The sequence below is a fragment of the Acidimicrobiales bacterium genome (assembly GCA_016716005.1).
GTDB lineage: Bacteria > Actinomycetota > Acidimicrobiia > Acidimicrobiales > JADJXE01 > JADJXE01.
Genome location: JADJXE010000007.1, coordinates 1 through 13,108, shown reverse-complemented (window position 1 = coordinate 13,108; position 13,108 = coordinate 1). Strand labels below are relative to the sequence as shown.

16 protein-coding genes are annotated in these 13,108 nt (G+C 70.0%); all 16 read left to right on the top strand.

The genetic code is table 11. The features are described 5' to 3' along the window. A partial coding sequence (locus IPM45_18465; GenBank protein MBK9181500.1) for a hypothetical protein occupies window positions 1–512 on the top strand: 512 nt, incomplete at its 5' end. Between the two features lie 141 nt (window positions 513–653). Continuing rightward, window positions 654–1,823 (top strand): phage portal protein, encoded by a 1,170-nt coding sequence (locus tag IPM45_18460; protein MBK9181499.1) that lies wholly within the window; start codon window positions 654–656, stop codon window positions 1,821–1,823. Then, window positions 1,820–2,536, top strand: a complete 717-nt coding sequence (locus IPM45_18455; protein MBK9181498.1) for an HK97 family phage prohead protease — start codon at window positions 1,820–1,822, stop codon at window positions 2,534–2,536. Before IPM45_18460 ends, IPM45_18455 begins: the two co-directional genes overlap by 4 nt. A 131-nt stretch (window positions 2,537–2,667) precedes the next feature. Next, on the top strand, window positions 2,668–4,032 hold the full coding sequence (locus IPM45_18450; protein MBK9181497.1) for a phage major capsid protein: 1,365 nt from the start codon (window positions 2,668–2,670) through the stop codon (window positions 4,030–4,032). 74 nt (window positions 4,033–4,106) lie between these two features. Next, window positions 4,107–4,319 carry a hypothetical protein gene (locus IPM45_18445; protein ID MBK9181496.1) on the top strand — a complete coding sequence of 71 codons (213 nt, stop codon included), beginning with the start codon at window positions 4,107–4,109 and terminating at the stop codon, window positions 4,317–4,319. Then, entirely contained in the window at window positions 4,319–5,176 is an 858-nt protein-coding gene (locus IPM45_18440) for a hypothetical protein (protein ID MBK9181495.1), read from the top strand. Before IPM45_18445 ends, IPM45_18440 begins: the two co-directional genes overlap by 1 nt. Next, window positions 5,176–5,616, top strand: coding sequence for a hypothetical protein (locus IPM45_18435; GenBank protein MBK9181494.1), 441 nt, complete (start codon window positions 5,176–5,178; stop codon window positions 5,614–5,616). The genes IPM45_18440 and IPM45_18435 overlap by 1 nt, the downstream gene beginning before the upstream one ends. A gap of 17 nt (window positions 5,617–5,633) precedes the next feature. Next, on the top strand, window positions 5,634–5,828 hold the full coding sequence (locus IPM45_18430) for a hypothetical protein (protein ID MBK9181493.1): 195 nt from the start codon (window positions 5,634–5,636) through the stop codon (window positions 5,826–5,828). Then, on the top strand, window positions 5,825–6,808 hold the full coding sequence (locus IPM45_18425; protein MBK9181492.1) for a hypothetical protein: 984 nt from the start codon (window positions 5,825–5,827) through the stop codon (window positions 6,806–6,808). The genes IPM45_18430 and IPM45_18425 overlap by 4 nt, the downstream gene beginning before the upstream one ends. Beyond that, the gene (locus IPM45_18420; GenBank protein MBK9181491.1) at window positions 6,808–7,242 is read left to right on the top strand and encodes a hypothetical protein; all 435 of its coding nucleotides are present in this window, start codon (window positions 6,808–6,810) and stop codon (window positions 7,240–7,242) included. Before IPM45_18425 ends, IPM45_18420 begins: the two co-directional genes overlap by 1 nt. Window positions 7,243–7,246: 4 nt before the next feature. Further along, a complete protein-coding gene (locus IPM45_18415; GenBank protein MBK9181490.1) occupies window positions 7,247–7,513 on the top strand; it encodes a hypothetical protein in 267 nt (88 codons plus the stop codon). Between the two features lie 126 nt (window positions 7,514–7,639). Then, window positions 7,640–9,571, top strand: coding sequence for a hypothetical protein (locus IPM45_18410; GenBank protein ID MBK9181489.1), 1,932 nt, complete (start codon window positions 7,640–7,642; stop codon window positions 9,569–9,571). Next, window positions 9,568–11,598 carry a hypothetical protein gene (locus IPM45_18405; GenBank protein MBK9181488.1) on the top strand — a complete coding sequence of 677 codons (2,031 nt, stop codon included), beginning with the start codon at window positions 9,568–9,570 and terminating at the stop codon, window positions 11,596–11,598. The genes IPM45_18410 and IPM45_18405 overlap by 4 nt, the downstream gene beginning before the upstream one ends. 10 nt (window positions 11,599–11,608) lie before the next feature. Then, on the top strand, window positions 11,609–12,286 hold the full coding sequence (locus IPM45_18400; GenBank protein MBK9181487.1) for a hypothetical protein: 678 nt from the start codon (window positions 11,609–11,611) through the stop codon (window positions 12,284–12,286). Beyond that, window positions 12,286–12,579, top strand: a complete 294-nt coding sequence (locus IPM45_18395; protein MBK9181486.1) for a hypothetical protein — start codon at window positions 12,286–12,288, stop codon at window positions 12,577–12,579. Before IPM45_18400 ends, IPM45_18395 begins: the two co-directional genes overlap by 1 nt. Beyond that, a partial coding sequence (locus IPM45_18390; GenBank protein MBK9181485.1) for an N-acetylmuramoyl-L-alanine amidase occupies window positions 12,576–13,108 on the top strand: 533 nt, incomplete at its 3' end. The genes IPM45_18395 and IPM45_18390, both read left to right, overlap by 4 nt.

Sequence of the window (13,108 nt, the reverse complement as noted above, 5' to 3'; positions counted from 1 at the left end):
TGCTGTGCTGGTCGATCAGCTTCGACGGCAAATCGTCGTCGATCGGCATGGGATGGGGTTCGATCGCCGACGCGTCGGTCATGGTCCTCGACACCGGCCTCGCCATCCGGCGGCTGCCGGAACGACTCGTCGAGCTCGTCACCGAGTGGGACCCCGTCGTCGTCGGCTGCAACAACGCGGGTCCGACCGCCGCGCAGGTACCCGTCGTGCTCGACGCCCTCAAGGCCGCCGGCGTCGAGGACCGCCTCCACCTGTTCGGGCTCGCCGAATGGAAAGCGGCGTGCGGCGGGTTCCTCGCCGCTGTCCACGAACAGCAGATCGTGCACCTCGACGGGCAAGACCCGCTCGACACCGCGGTCGCCGGCGTGCGGGAACGTCGCCTCGGTGACGGGTTCGCGTGGGACGGCCGGGCCAGCGACGTCGACCTGTCCCCCCTCGAAGCAGTCACCGGGGCGCGGGCGTTGCTGCCGACCGAACGCCCCGCCACCGTGGCCCCGACCTACGCCTACTGAGGAGGTGCCGATGCTGTCGACGTTGCTCGAGCTCGCTGGCCTCGCCCTCGTCGTCGTCGCGGCGTTCCTCCTCGCCCCCACGCTCGGGTTCGCTGCCGCCGGCGCCGCGCTCGTGCTCGTCGGCTGGTGGCTGGAACGCTGATGGGGCTCATCCGACCGCACCGCGAACGCCGAAGCCTCACCGACCCGGCCGCCGAGATGTGGGCGGCCCGCAGGGGATCGTTCGGGGAGACCGTCACCCCCGAACGGGCGTTGCAGCTCGCGGCCGTGTGGTCCTGCTACCGCATCCTCGCCGGCATCGGCTCGACCTTGCCCCTCGACCAGTACCGCGGCGACGCCGAAGTGGCCCGCGACCCGCTGCTCGACGAGCCGTTCCCCGGCCAACCGCTGCCGGACTGGCTGCACCGGCTGTGGGTGTCGCTCCTGTCGACCGGCAACGCGTACGGCTGGTGCAGCGGACCCCTCCGTGGCCCCGGCGCGCGCACCCCCAGCCAGGTCGAACTGTTGCCCACCGGGGCCGTCAAGTGGGAGAAGGACCGCTCGAAGCGGTGGACCGCGAAGGTCGACGGCACAGCCGAGAAGCTGTGGCCGCACGGACAGCTGTGGCATCTGCCGCTGTTCACCGTGGCCGGCCGCCCCGAAGGCCTGTCGCCAATCGGTCAGGCCGCCGCGACGATCCACTCCGGGCTGTCCGCCCAGGAGTTCGGCAACCGCTGGTTCGACGACGGCGGACACCCGTCCGCGATCCTCTACTCGGAGGACCCGAACCTCGACGCCACCGGCGCCCGGAAGATCAAAGCAGCATTCCAAGAAGCAACCCGCGGAACCCGCGAACCTGCCGTGCTCGGCTCCGGGCTCCGCTACGAGCGCATCCAGCTCGCCCCGAACGAGTCGCAGTTCCTCGACTCGATGCAATGGTCCTCAGCTCAGATCGCCGCCGCGATCGGTGTCCCTGCCGAATGGATCGGCTCCGCGGTGTCCGGCCAGAACGTCACCTACGGCAACCGGGAACAGCTGTGGTCCGACTGGACCGCCCGCGACTTCGCCCCCTACCTGGTGCGCATCGAGACCGGTATCGGGCAGCTGCTGCCCCGCGGTGAACGCGTCCGCCACAACCTCGACGCCATCCTCCGCGCCGACCTCGCCGCCCGTTACGCCTCCTACGAGACCGCCGCCCGCATCTTCGACGCCACCGGGGTGCCGCTGTTGACCAACGACGAGATGCGCCGCCTCGAGAACCTGCCACCCCTCGCCGGCGACACCACCTTCACCCGTCGCACCACGAAGCCCACCACGACGGAGGCTCCATGATCCGTGACCGACTCACCCTTCCCGCCGAGGTCCGAGCCCGACTCGACCTCACCGAAGGCGACCTGATCGCCGCGGGCATCGCGTGCCGGTCCCGCGGCGCCCTCGTCGAAGCCCGCCGCTCGCCCGAGCAGCCTGTCGAGCTCCGCTCCGACGGCGACACCGTCGGCGTCGGCGGCTACGCCGCGGTGTTCGACGTCGGCTACGACGTCGCCGGCGGACCCCCCTGGGGATGGACCGAGACCATCGCCCCCGGAGCGTTCACCAAGGCACTCCGCGAAGCCGACGACGTCCGGTTCCTCATCAACCACGACGGGCTTCCCCTCGCGCGCACCAAGCCCGGCACCCTCGCCCTCGCCCAGGACGACGTCGGACTCCGCGTCGATGTCCCGGAGCTCGACCTCGTCAACCCCGACGCCGTCAAGCTGCGCTCCACCCTCGAACGCGGCGACGTCGACCAGATGTCCCACGCGTTCATCGCTCTCCGCCAGGAATGGAACGACGACTACACCGAACGCCGCATCCTCGAGGTCCGACTGTTCGACGTGTCCGCCGTCACCTACCCGGCCAACGACGTCACCGTCATCGCCCTCCGAGCCGCCGCCGGCATCGACCCCGACACCGACGCCGGCGGCCCGGAACCCGAACAGATCGCCGAGCGCACCGGGATGCCCCTGTCGCTCGCCGCCGCTCAGGCCGCCGCCCTCGGCGTCTGAGCAACCACCTGCACGCCGGAACGCACGCAGCACCCCACGCCGGGCCCGCAACACCGGGCACCACCTGGGCGGGCACCTGCGCTCCACCTGCCGGACCCCAAACCCGTCAACCGAACCCGTAGGGAGCCCCCATGGACTTCATCCAGTACCTCCGCGACCGCATCTCCGAGCTGCGTTCCGAACGCGACGCCGCCCACAGCGCCGTCACCGACGTCCTCGCCGCGCCGACCGCCGAGTCCCGCGACCTCAACGAGACCGAGGCCGCCGCGTTCGCCGAGGCCCGCGACCACCTCGCCGAGGTGGACACCCAGATCGCGGACCTCGAGGTCCGCCTCGACGAGCTCGTCGCCATCGAGCAGCGTCACGCCGACGCCGCAGCGTCCCGCCCGACGCTGCCCGCCGGCGAAGGCGTCATCGGCGCCGAGGCCCGCACCTACCGGCCCGACCGGAACCACAGCTTCCTCGCCGACCTGTACGCGACCAGCTTCCGCACCGGCGACGTCGCCGGCGCCGAGGCCCGCATGGGTCGCCACAACCAGGAGGTCGCCGTCGAGCACCGCGACATCGGCGTGTCGGCCATGGCCGGAGCGGTCCCCCCGCAGTACCTCGTCGACCAGTTCGCGCCCGTCGCCCGAGCCGGCCGCCCGTTCCTCAACTCGCTGAACGCCATGGACCTCCCCCCGGAGGGCGTGAGCTTCACCGTCCCGCGTGGCACCACCGGCTCCGCCGGCGCCATGACCGCAGAGGCCGCCGCGTTCAACGAGCAGGACATGGCGAACACCGACCTCACCTCGACGGTGAACCTGGTGACCGCCGCGCAGGACATCTCCCGCACCCTGTTCATGCGCGGCGGACCCGTCGTCGACCAGGTCATCTTCCCCGACCTGTTCGCCGCGTCGGAGGTGGCGCTCAACGCGTCGGCTGTCAACGGCAACGGCACCGCCCCGCAGCACCGCGGCATCCTGCAGGTCGCCGGCATCAACGCCGTCACCTACACCGACGCGTCGCCGACGGTCGCCGAAGCGTGGCCGAAGCTCGCGGACGCGATCCAGCGGATCAACTCGGCACGGTTCATGCCCGGCAACGTGATCTACATGCACCCGCGGCGCTGGGGCTGGATCACCGCCGCGATCGACACCTCCGGCCGGCCCCTGTTCGAGTTCTCGACCACGCCGCCGCAGTCGGTGGTCGGGCTCGGCCAGGCCGCCGAGTACGGCCAGGTCGTCGGCACGCTGCAGGGCCTGCCGGTCATCACCGACGCCTCCATCCCCACCACCCTCGGTGGCGGCACCGAGGACGTCATCTGCGTGGCCCGCAGCTTCGACATCCTCTACTGGGAGGACGACCTGCTGCAGTTCACCTTCGAGCAGGTGCCCTCGACCGCGCCCGGCCAGGTGCGCCTCGCTGCCGGCCGGTTCTCGCTGTTCACGCCGGGCCGGTACCCGACGTCGATCTCCACGATCGGCGGCACGGGCCTCGCGGCGCCGACGTTCTGACGTTGAGGTCGGCCCGGTCGACCGCACCCCGCTGCGGTCGACCGGGCCCGGCCCGAACACGAAGGAGAAAGCCCATGACGACCGACGACCACCTGCGAGGCCTGCGCGAGGAGCTCCGTGGCTACGAGGCATCCGGTCGAACGGACCGGGCCGCCCAGGTCCGCGACGAGATCGCCCGCCTCTCCACCGCATCGGTGCCCGAAGCCGCAGTTGCCGACGACCCCGCCGTCGAGACCGCTGACAAGCCCGCCACCGGCCGCGGGCGAGGCCGCAAGAAGGCCGACTGATGATCGTCGCCGACGAACAGATCCTCGCGGGTTCGTCGGCGACGATCACCGGCCGGTTCCGCGACCAGGACGGCGACCTGGTCGACCCGACCGGCCCCGTCACCGTCACCGTCACCCGCTCCGACGGGACCGCAGTCCTCACCGCCGCGGCGACCACCGCCCCGTCAGGCACCGTCGGTGTCCGCCAGGCGGCGCTCAGCGCCACGCAGACCGCGACGCTCGACGAACTGACCGCCACCTGGAGTGACGGCACCCAGGCCGTGACGACCCGCATCGAGGTCGTCGCCGCCTACTACGCGTCGGTGGCCGACATCCGGGCGTCGGACCCGGCGCTCACCGACACCGGCAAGTACCCGTCGCCCGCGGTGGTCGCCGCCCGCCGCCTCGTCGAAACCGAGTTCGAGGACATCTGCGGCGTCGCGTTCGTGCCCCGCTACCGGCTCGCCCCGATGCGCGCGTCGGGCGTGACCCGGGTCGTGCTCGACGACCCGATGCTGCGCACCGTCCGATACGCCGACGGGTTCACCGCACCGCAGCTCGCAGCGGTGGCCGCATCAGCCGACGGCGTCGCCGAGCTCCCCTCCGGGACGTGGCCATCGACGCCGTGGCACATCGGCTACGAACACGGCTTCGACCGCCCACCCGCCGACGTGCTCGGCGCCTTCTTCACCCGAACCCGCGACGTGCTGAACCGCTCGAACCGTGGCGTCCCGGACCGCACCTCGAGCTTCACCTCCGGTGAGAACGGCGGCACGTTCAGCCTCATCGTCCCCGGCCAACGCGGATCGAAGACCGGCATCCCCGACGTCGACGTCGTCCTCGACCGCTGGTCGATGCGCACCCCAGGGATCGCCTGATGGCCCAGTCCGCTGTGCCCGCCGCGGTGCGGGCCCTGCACGACCTGCTCGCAGACGGCTGCCCGTGGCCCGACCGGGAACCCGACATCGGCTTCGGGGTCCCCGCCGAGCTCGGCCGAGAGATGGTCATCCTCGGCCCCGTCGACGGCACCGAAGACTGGGCGCAGCTCGGCGCCCGCCGCCGCGACTGCGACTTCGAGATCGGAGTCACCGTCATCGTCCGCTGGCCCGGACACGACGCCCTCGAAGCATGTGACCGTGCGTACGCCCTGTTCGCCGTCATCGAAGACCAGCTCCGCAACCCCGACAACATCGCGCTCGCGCATTCCGCCGGCGTGCTGTGGAACGAGATCGCCCACCCCGCCTCAACCCCCACCGTCGAAGACGAGGGCTACGGGCACGTCATCCAGTCCGCGGTCCGGTTCCGGGCCCGGACCTGAACCATGGAGGTGCGCCCGTGAAGGTGCGCTACATCGGCCCGTTCGAGGGCGGCGTGGAGATCGCCGCCGGCGGACGCATCTGGCAGGCCGAACCCGGCGTCGACGTCGACATCCCCGACGACGTCGCCGCCGGGCTCGTCACGCAGACCGACATCTGGGAGCAGTCCAAGCCGCCGGCCAAGCCGGCAACCAAGAAGGGTGAGCAGCCATGAGCGGATTCCTCGGACAACTCGGCGTCAAGGACGAGGTCACCTACGGCACCCTCGGCACCCCCGACCGGTTCTTCGAGTTCCTCTCCGAGGGCCTCGCAGCGGAGACCGGCCGGGTCGAATCGCCCGGCATCCGGGCCGGGACCCGCGTCCTGCGCTCGGACCGCCGCGTCCCGTACATCAACGGGGTCACCGGCTCGATCGAGCTCGACGTGCTGTCCCTCGGCTGGTCGTGGTGGCTCAAGCACATGCTCGGCACCGTCGCCACCACCGGCCCCGCCGAGACCACCGTCTACACCCACACCGGCACCGTCGGCGACCTCACCGGCGACTTCTTCACCCTGCAGGTCGGTGTCCCCCAGATCGGCGGCGCCACCATCACCCCGAAGACCGTCACCGGCTGCAAGGTGACGTCGTGGGAACTGGCCTGCAAAGCCGGCGAGACGCTCAAGTTCAAGGCCGACATCGACGGCCAGACGCTCGACCACACGACCGGACTCGCGACCGCCAGCTACCCCGCCGCGGTCGAACCGATCACGTTCATCCGTGGCGTCGTCACCGTCGGCGGCACCCAGGTCGACGTCGCCGAGTTCTCCGTCAAGGTCGACAACACGCTCAAGACCGACCGCCGCTACCTGCGCACCAACGCGCTGAAGAAGGAACCGGTCGAGTCCGGGACCCGCAAGGTGTCCGTCGAGCTCAAGTGCGACTTCGAGAACCTCACGCATCAGAACCGGGTGCTGTCGACCACCGCAGCGGGCGCCCAGGCGCAGGTCGTCCTCGTCTGCGAGGGGCTCACCACGATCGGCACCACCCTCAAGCCGAAGGTGACCATCACCGTGCCGGTCGTCATGTTCGACGGCGACACCCCCGCCGTCGGTGGACCCGACGTCGTCGACCAGTCCCTCAAGGGCGTCGGCCTCTACGACGGCACGAACTCGCCGATCAGCGTCGCCTACCAGGCCGCAGCCGCCACCCCCTGATGCCGGCCTATGTGCAGGTGATCGGAGCGAAGGAGATCGCCCGCCAGCTCCGCTCCGCTCACGGCAAGGCCGGAACGAAGGCGCTCCGAGAGGCGCACAAGACGATCGCCAAGCGGCTCGAGGTCGACATCCGCGGCAAGGGCACCCGCCAGCAGCAGAAGGCCGCGAAGGCGATCCTCGGCAAAGCCACCACGCGGTCTGCGGACATCGCGATCCGCAACCTGTCATCGGTGCCGTTCGGGCTCGGCGCCTTCCTCGGAGCGAAGCAATACCGGCAGTTCCCGGCCTGGGTCGGCAACAGCTGGAACATCGACGCCGGCGAAGGCCCCTACGTGATCGCACCGACGATCGCCTCACACCGCCAACAGATCGCCGACATGTTCACCGACGAGCTCCGACGAGCGTTCGACGAGATCGGCCTGGAATGGGAGTAACACGATGGACCTGACGGTCGACCCCGACGACCTCACCTTCGACGAGCTCGAGGAGTTCGAGGAGCTCGTCGGCACCAGCGTCGACGACGCCTTCGGCACCGGTCAGCCCCGAGCGAAGGCGATGAAGGCGCTCGTGTGGATCATGGGTCGCCGGTCGAACCCGGAACTCACCCTCGCCGATGTCGGCGCCATGAAGATCAGCGAGGTGATGCCGGGGGAACTCGACGGCGGGCCCGTCGATCCCGCGCCAGGGTCCGCCAGCAAGCAGTGATCTGCGCCCGGTTCCACATCCCGTGGGACCGGTTCGGGCAACTGACCCTCTACGAGGTCGGTGTGCTCGCCGAGCTGCTCGAGGAAGAACGCAGGGCCGTCGAGCAGCAGTGACGAGGAGGTGACGATGGCGAAGAACGAGATCCGCGTCGCCATCGTCGGAGACGCCTCCCGGCTCGGCCCCGGCCTCGCGAACGCCGAGGGCGACATCTCCCGGTTCTCCCAGCGCATGGAAGCCATCGGAACGAAGATGCGTTCCATCGGCCAGTCGATGACGGTCGGCATCACCTTGCCGGTCCTCGTCGCCGGCGGAGCCGCGTTCAAGATGGCCGCCGACTACGCCGACGCTGTCGGAGCGACCGAAACGGTGTTCACCGACGCGTCGTCCGCGGTGAAGCGCTGGGCTGACACCCTCCCGACCTACTTCGGGATCGCCAAGGACCAGGCGTTGCAGTACGCCAACACGATGGGGTCGCTGCTGATGAACATCGGCGGCATGTCCGAGGACCAGGCCGCGATGACCTCGGCGTCGCTCGTGCAGCTCGCAGGCGACCTCTCCGCCATGTTCGGCGGATCGACCGACACCGCGGTGCAGGCGTTGACCGGGGCGCTGAAGGGCAACAACGCGATGCTCGACAACTACGGCATTGCGGCCAACGACGCCCTCATCAAGCAGAAGGCGCTCACCCTCGGACTGTGGAACGGCACCGGGGAGATGTCGCTGCAGGCGAAGCAGGCAGCGACCCTGGCGCTCATCACCGAGCAGACCGCCAAGGCCCAGGGCCAAGCCGGCCGCGAAGCCAACGGAGCGTCCGGGTCGCTCAAGTCGATGACGACGACGCTGAGGAACCTCGCGATCGACATCGGCACCATGCTGCTGCCCGTCGGCATCAAGCTGCTCGGCTGGGTCAAGGACGGCATTGAGTGGTTCAAGGGCCTCGACAAGGGCGTGCAGAAGATCATCCTGATCGTCGCCGGTCTCGGAGCCGTCATCGGTCCCGTCCTCGTCGTGCTCGGCACCCTCGCCACTGCCATCTCCGCGATCAGCCTCCCCGTACTGCTCGTCGTCGCCGCCATCGCGGCCCTCGTCGCCGGCTTCATCTACCTCTACAAGACCAACGACACCTTCCGGGAATGGGTCGACAAGATCGTCGGGTTCATCCGAGACCAGCTGGTCGCCCAGTTCGAATACGTGCGCGACAACGTGATCCCTGCCCTGGTCGCCGCGTTCGAATGGATGAAGGAGAACGTCGTGCCCGTCGTCGCGGACCTCGCGACGCTGATCGCTACCTGGTGGAAGTTCCTGGCCGAGCGGGTCATCGAGTTCGTTCGCATCGTCCTGCCCGTCTGGCAGTTCTTGTGGAACGCGATCGTGGCCGTGGTCCAGTTCGTGTGGCCGATCGTGCAGCGGATCATCGAGAACGCCCTCGCGATCATCGGTGGCGTCATCCGCTTCGCGACCGCTGTCCTCAAGGGCGACTGGGGTCGAGCGTGGGACATCATCGTCGGCGCCGCCCGGGTGGCGTGGGAGTGGATCAAAGGCGTCGTTTCCGCCGGTGTGCAAGGTGTCGTCGGGTTCGTGGCCGGGCTCCCGGGACGGATCACCGGCTTCTTCGCCGGGGCCTGGTCGTGGTTGCTCGACGCCGGCCGGGCGATCATCGGCGGCCTTCTCAACGGCATCAAGGAGAAGTTCGAAGCCGTCAAGAGCTTCGTTGGCGGGATCGGCTCGTGGATCAAGGACCACAAGGGTCCGATCGACGTCGACCGCCGGCTCCTCATCCCTGAAGGCGCTGCGATCATGGCCGGTCTCGCCCAGGGCATGAAGGTCGGGCTGGCGGACGTGAACCGGGTCGTGTCCGGCGTCGCACCCAGCATCTCCGCCGGCGTCGGCTCCGCCGGCGGCGGACCAACCGGGGGGGCAGTGTCGTCGCCGGTCACGGTGAACGTGACGTTCGCCGGTCCGGTGGCAGCGGACTCGATCTCGTGGGTGGCCGAGCAGGTCGAGACCGCGGTCGCGAAGGGTGTCCGGTTCCCGCGGTTGGCGCGGAGCATGGCGTGAGCTTCGACCGGGTCGCGGTCACCGTCGAGATGGCGTTCGGGTTCGGGCCCGGGTCCAGTCCCGCCGCCGGTGACTGGGTAGACCTGTCGGACTGGGTGGACCTCGACTCGTCGTCACCGGCGATCGTCGCGACGTCGGGACGCGACACGGTGCGGGCCATCCGTCCCGGGTCGCTGTCGTTGACGCTCGACAACTCGACGGGCCGGTTCAACCCGCGGAACCCGAGCGGCCCGTACTACGGCGACCTGAACAACGGGACTCCGGTGCGGGTGCGGGTCACGCACAACTCGACGACCACGACCCGCTGGTCAGGCTTCGTCGACTCCGGCTGGCCGCAGCAGCTGACAGCGCGGCTGCCGGTCGTGACCGTCACCGCACAGGACGTCCTCGGTGTGCTCGCCGAGGGTGCCGCGCCCGACACGGCGTTCGACGCCCAGGTCGCGGCCGGTGTCGCTCCGACGCACTGGTGGCGGCCCGGTGAGGGCGGCTGGACCGACAAGATGACGTCGATCACGTCGCGGCACACCGGCGGGTTCGAGTCGTTCTCCGCCGGGCAGACACCGTTCGGGCCGGTCATCGACGGTGATGCGCAGACATGGGGGCAGACCGACGCTGACGGCTACGGCGTCGTCGTCGACGCCGGCTCGAAGATCGACCTGACATCCCGGCAGATCATCTCGATGTGGGTGCAGCTGCCCGGCCCGGAGGACCGACAGCTGCACTACCTCGGCAGCCCCGCCCCGCTGTGGCTGCTCACCCAGTGCATCAACGCTCCGGGCGCCCCGGGCGACGTGATGTGTCTCATCGTGCAGATCGCCGCCACCGGCGCTCTCGTCTTCGTCGATGACCGCCACACCGGCGCCGCCTCACCGACGGCCCGCCTGTGGGGCTCCACCGACGTCGGTGGTGTCGACCGGGCGTGGCTCGGAGCGGACGGCACCGTGCACCACGTCGCCGTCGCGCTCAACACAGCGGCGCAGGAACCGTTGCTGTGGGTCGACGGGGTGCCCGTCGACCTCATGTTGGGCTCATCTCTGTCCGGGGCGCGGGCAGCGACGCTCACCGACTTGTTCATCGGCCAGGGCAACGACCCCTCGGCGGTGCCCTATCAGGGTGTGATCGACCACGTCATGGTGTTCGAGGACTTCGGCTCAGGAGCCTTCGCCGCTCCGGGAGCGAACCCGACCGAAGACGCGTTCGTCGCCGCGCTGTACGAGGCGGGTCGCGTCGCGTGGGCGGGCGACTCGCTGGACGAACGCCTGGACCACGTCGTGACCGCCATGGGGCTCGCCGCGGACACCGGCACGTTCGACCCGTCCGGCGTCACCACCCTCCAGGGGTATCGGGCCGGTGACGTCGCCGGTCTCCTGCAGACGGTCGAGGACACCGAACAGGGCCGCATCTGGGTCGACCGCGACGGCGACCTCCGATTCTCGAAACGCACGTGGGCGTGGGACGACACCGTGTCCACCACCGTGCAGATGACGTTCTCCGATGATCCGACCCTGCTGGCCGGCGGCGCCCAGGAGATGGCTGAGACCGGGACCGTCATCGTCGACGACCCGCTCGCCGTCACGAACGTCGCCGCGGTCAACTCGACGTACGGCCGCCAGCAGACCGCCGAGAACACCGCGTCGGTCGCCGCGTTCGGGCGCCGTAACGCGGTGCAGCTGTCGGGGCTGCTGCACCCGACCGACAAGCAGTCGCTCGCCATCGCCGAGTGGATCGTCGCGTCGCAGGGGACTGCGACCCCGCAGGTCCGCCAGATCTCGTTCCGGGTCGAGAACAACCCGACGGTCCTCGCCCCGTTCGCCCGGGCCGTGGAGCCGGGATGGCTGGTGCGGGTGCACAAGAAGGCGGCGAGCGGCCAGGACCTCGACGTCACCGCGCACGTCATCGGCGTCACCCACACCTGGATGTTCACCGGCTGGATGGTGACCCTCACCCTCGACGCCACCCGCGCCGGGTGGTCGTGGTTCAAGTGGGGGACGTCCACGTGGGGCGGCTCGGCCGCCTGGTCGTTCTGAGGAGATCGAGATGACCACACCGTTCGTCGACCCCCAATCGCTGCACAACCCGGCCACCGGCACGTCACCGCCGGCGTCGTGGGGCGACGCAGTGCGTGACGGCGTCGTGTTCTGCGCGACGCCGCCGTCGTGTCGAGCGAACCGGACGACGACCCAGTCGATTGCCGACCTCACCGCGACTGCCGTGTCGTTCACCGCTGCGGACTCGTGGGACACTGACAGCTTCCATTCGACGGTGTCGAACCCGTCGCGGCTCACGGTGCCGTCCGGCCTCGGCGGCAAGTACCTGATCGTCGCGTCGGTGAGCTGGGCGAACAACTCGACGGGGTGGAGGGACCTGTCGATCCGAGCGAACGGTTCCAGCGGCCTCGCCACCGCGCGCGTCGGCACTGGCGCCGCGAACCCGTACCCGATCTCCACCATGTCCACGGTCGAGCAGCTCGCCGCCGGGACCTACATCGAGGTCATCGCCTGGCAGAACTCCGGTGCCGCCCTCGACGTCACCGATGTCGCGACCCGCGTCGCGCTCATCGCGCTCGCGACCACCTCCGGGCTCGGCATCGTCACCGCTCTCGCTCTCGACCTGTCGATGGGCCATCAGTTCTGGCAGGTCGGCCAGGCCGCTCTGATCGTCGTCGTCTGCTTCGCCCTGCTCGTCTCCCCGCTGCGCGACGACACCGTCCACTGATGGCAGCGGACCCGATCGTCTACTTGGCCGGCGCCGCCCTCGTGCTCATCGGCAGCCTCGCCGCGGTGCGCGGCACTCAACGCGGCAAGGAGGCCGACACCGCCATCGCCTTGTCGGCCGAGATGCGTGAGTGGGCTGACGATCTGCGCCAGGCGGAGCAGACGTGTCGCACCGAGCTCGAGAAGGTGCGGGCCGAGGTCGATCGGCTGCGCGGTCTGCTGGTCGAGACACGAGACGAGCTCGACTCGACCCGCGCTGAAGTGCGCAAGCTGAGAGCGGAGGTGCAGCGGTGAAGGTCCCCGGCATCCCGTTCGATCCCGGCAAGCACCCGCAGGGGCCGCTCGCTCCGACGGCGATCGTTCTGCACCGCACGTACGGGGCGTTCGGCAAGGACGGCTACCGGTCCGCCTACGCGATCGGCAAGAACGGCCGAGCCGGCGTCGGCATCGGGTTCCACTTCCTGATCGGCAAGAACGCCGGGCAGGTCGTCCAGTTCTACGACACCGCAACCGAGGCCGCGCACGCCAAGGGGGCCAACTCGTGGGCGGTCGGCATCGAGTTCGACGGCGTCAACGAGGACGTCCTCACCGACTGGCAGGTCGACCAGGCCGCCTGGATCATCGCCGCGGTCTGCGACGCGCACCGCATCCCCCGCATCTACACGACCGCAGGTGTTCGGCGACGCGTCGCCGGATGCCTGCCTCACGCCCTCGTCCCCGGCTCCGACCACACCGACGCCGTCACCGTCGCCGACTGGACCCGGATCGCCGCGCACTGGACCGGTGCAGCCACCCCCGCCACCACAGAGGAGGACGCCATGAC

Excerpts from the sequence above, each read along its gene's own strand:
- IPM45_18460 (MBK9181499.1), top strand. The coding sequence starts at position 654 with ATGGGGCTCATCCGACCGCACCGCGAACGCCGAAGCCTCACCGACCCG.
- IPM45_18455 (MBK9181498.1), top strand. The coding sequence starts at position 1,820 with ATGATCCGTGACCGACTCACCCTTCCCGCCGAGGTCCGAGCCCGACTC.
- IPM45_18450 (MBK9181497.1), top strand. The coding sequence starts at position 2,668 with ATGGACTTCATCCAGTACCTCCGCGACCGCATCTCCGAGCTGCGTTCC.
- IPM45_18445 (MBK9181496.1), top strand. The coding sequence starts at position 4,107 with ATGACGACCGACGACCACCTGCGAGGCCTGCGCGAGGAGCTCCGTGGC.
- IPM45_18440 (MBK9181495.1), top strand. The coding sequence starts at position 4,319 with ATGATCGTCGCCGACGAACAGATCCTCGCGGGTTCGTCGGCGACGATC.
- IPM45_18435 (MBK9181494.1), top strand. The coding sequence starts at position 5,176 with ATGGCCCAGTCCGCTGTGCCCGCCGCGGTGCGGGCCCTGCACGACCTG.
- IPM45_18425 (MBK9181492.1), top strand. The coding sequence starts at position 5,825 with ATGAGCGGATTCCTCGGACAACTCGGCGTCAAGGACGAGGTCACCTAC.
- IPM45_18420 (MBK9181491.1), top strand. The coding sequence starts at position 6,808 with ATGCCGGCCTATGTGCAGGTGATCGGAGCGAAGGAGATCGCCCGCCAG.
- IPM45_18415 (MBK9181490.1), top strand. The coding sequence starts at position 7,247 with ATGGACCTGACGGTCGACCCCGACGACCTCACCTTCGACGAGCTCGAG.
- IPM45_18410 (MBK9181489.1), top strand. The coding sequence starts at position 7,640 with ATGGCGAAGAACGAGATCCGCGTCGCCATCGTCGGAGACGCCTCCCGG.
- IPM45_18400 (MBK9181487.1), top strand. The coding sequence starts at position 11,609 with ATGACCACACCGTTCGTCGACCCCCAATCGCTGCACAACCCGGCCACC.
- IPM45_18395 (MBK9181486.1), top strand. The coding sequence starts at position 12,286 with ATGGCAGCGGACCCGATCGTCTACTTGGCCGGCGCCGCCCTCGTGCTC.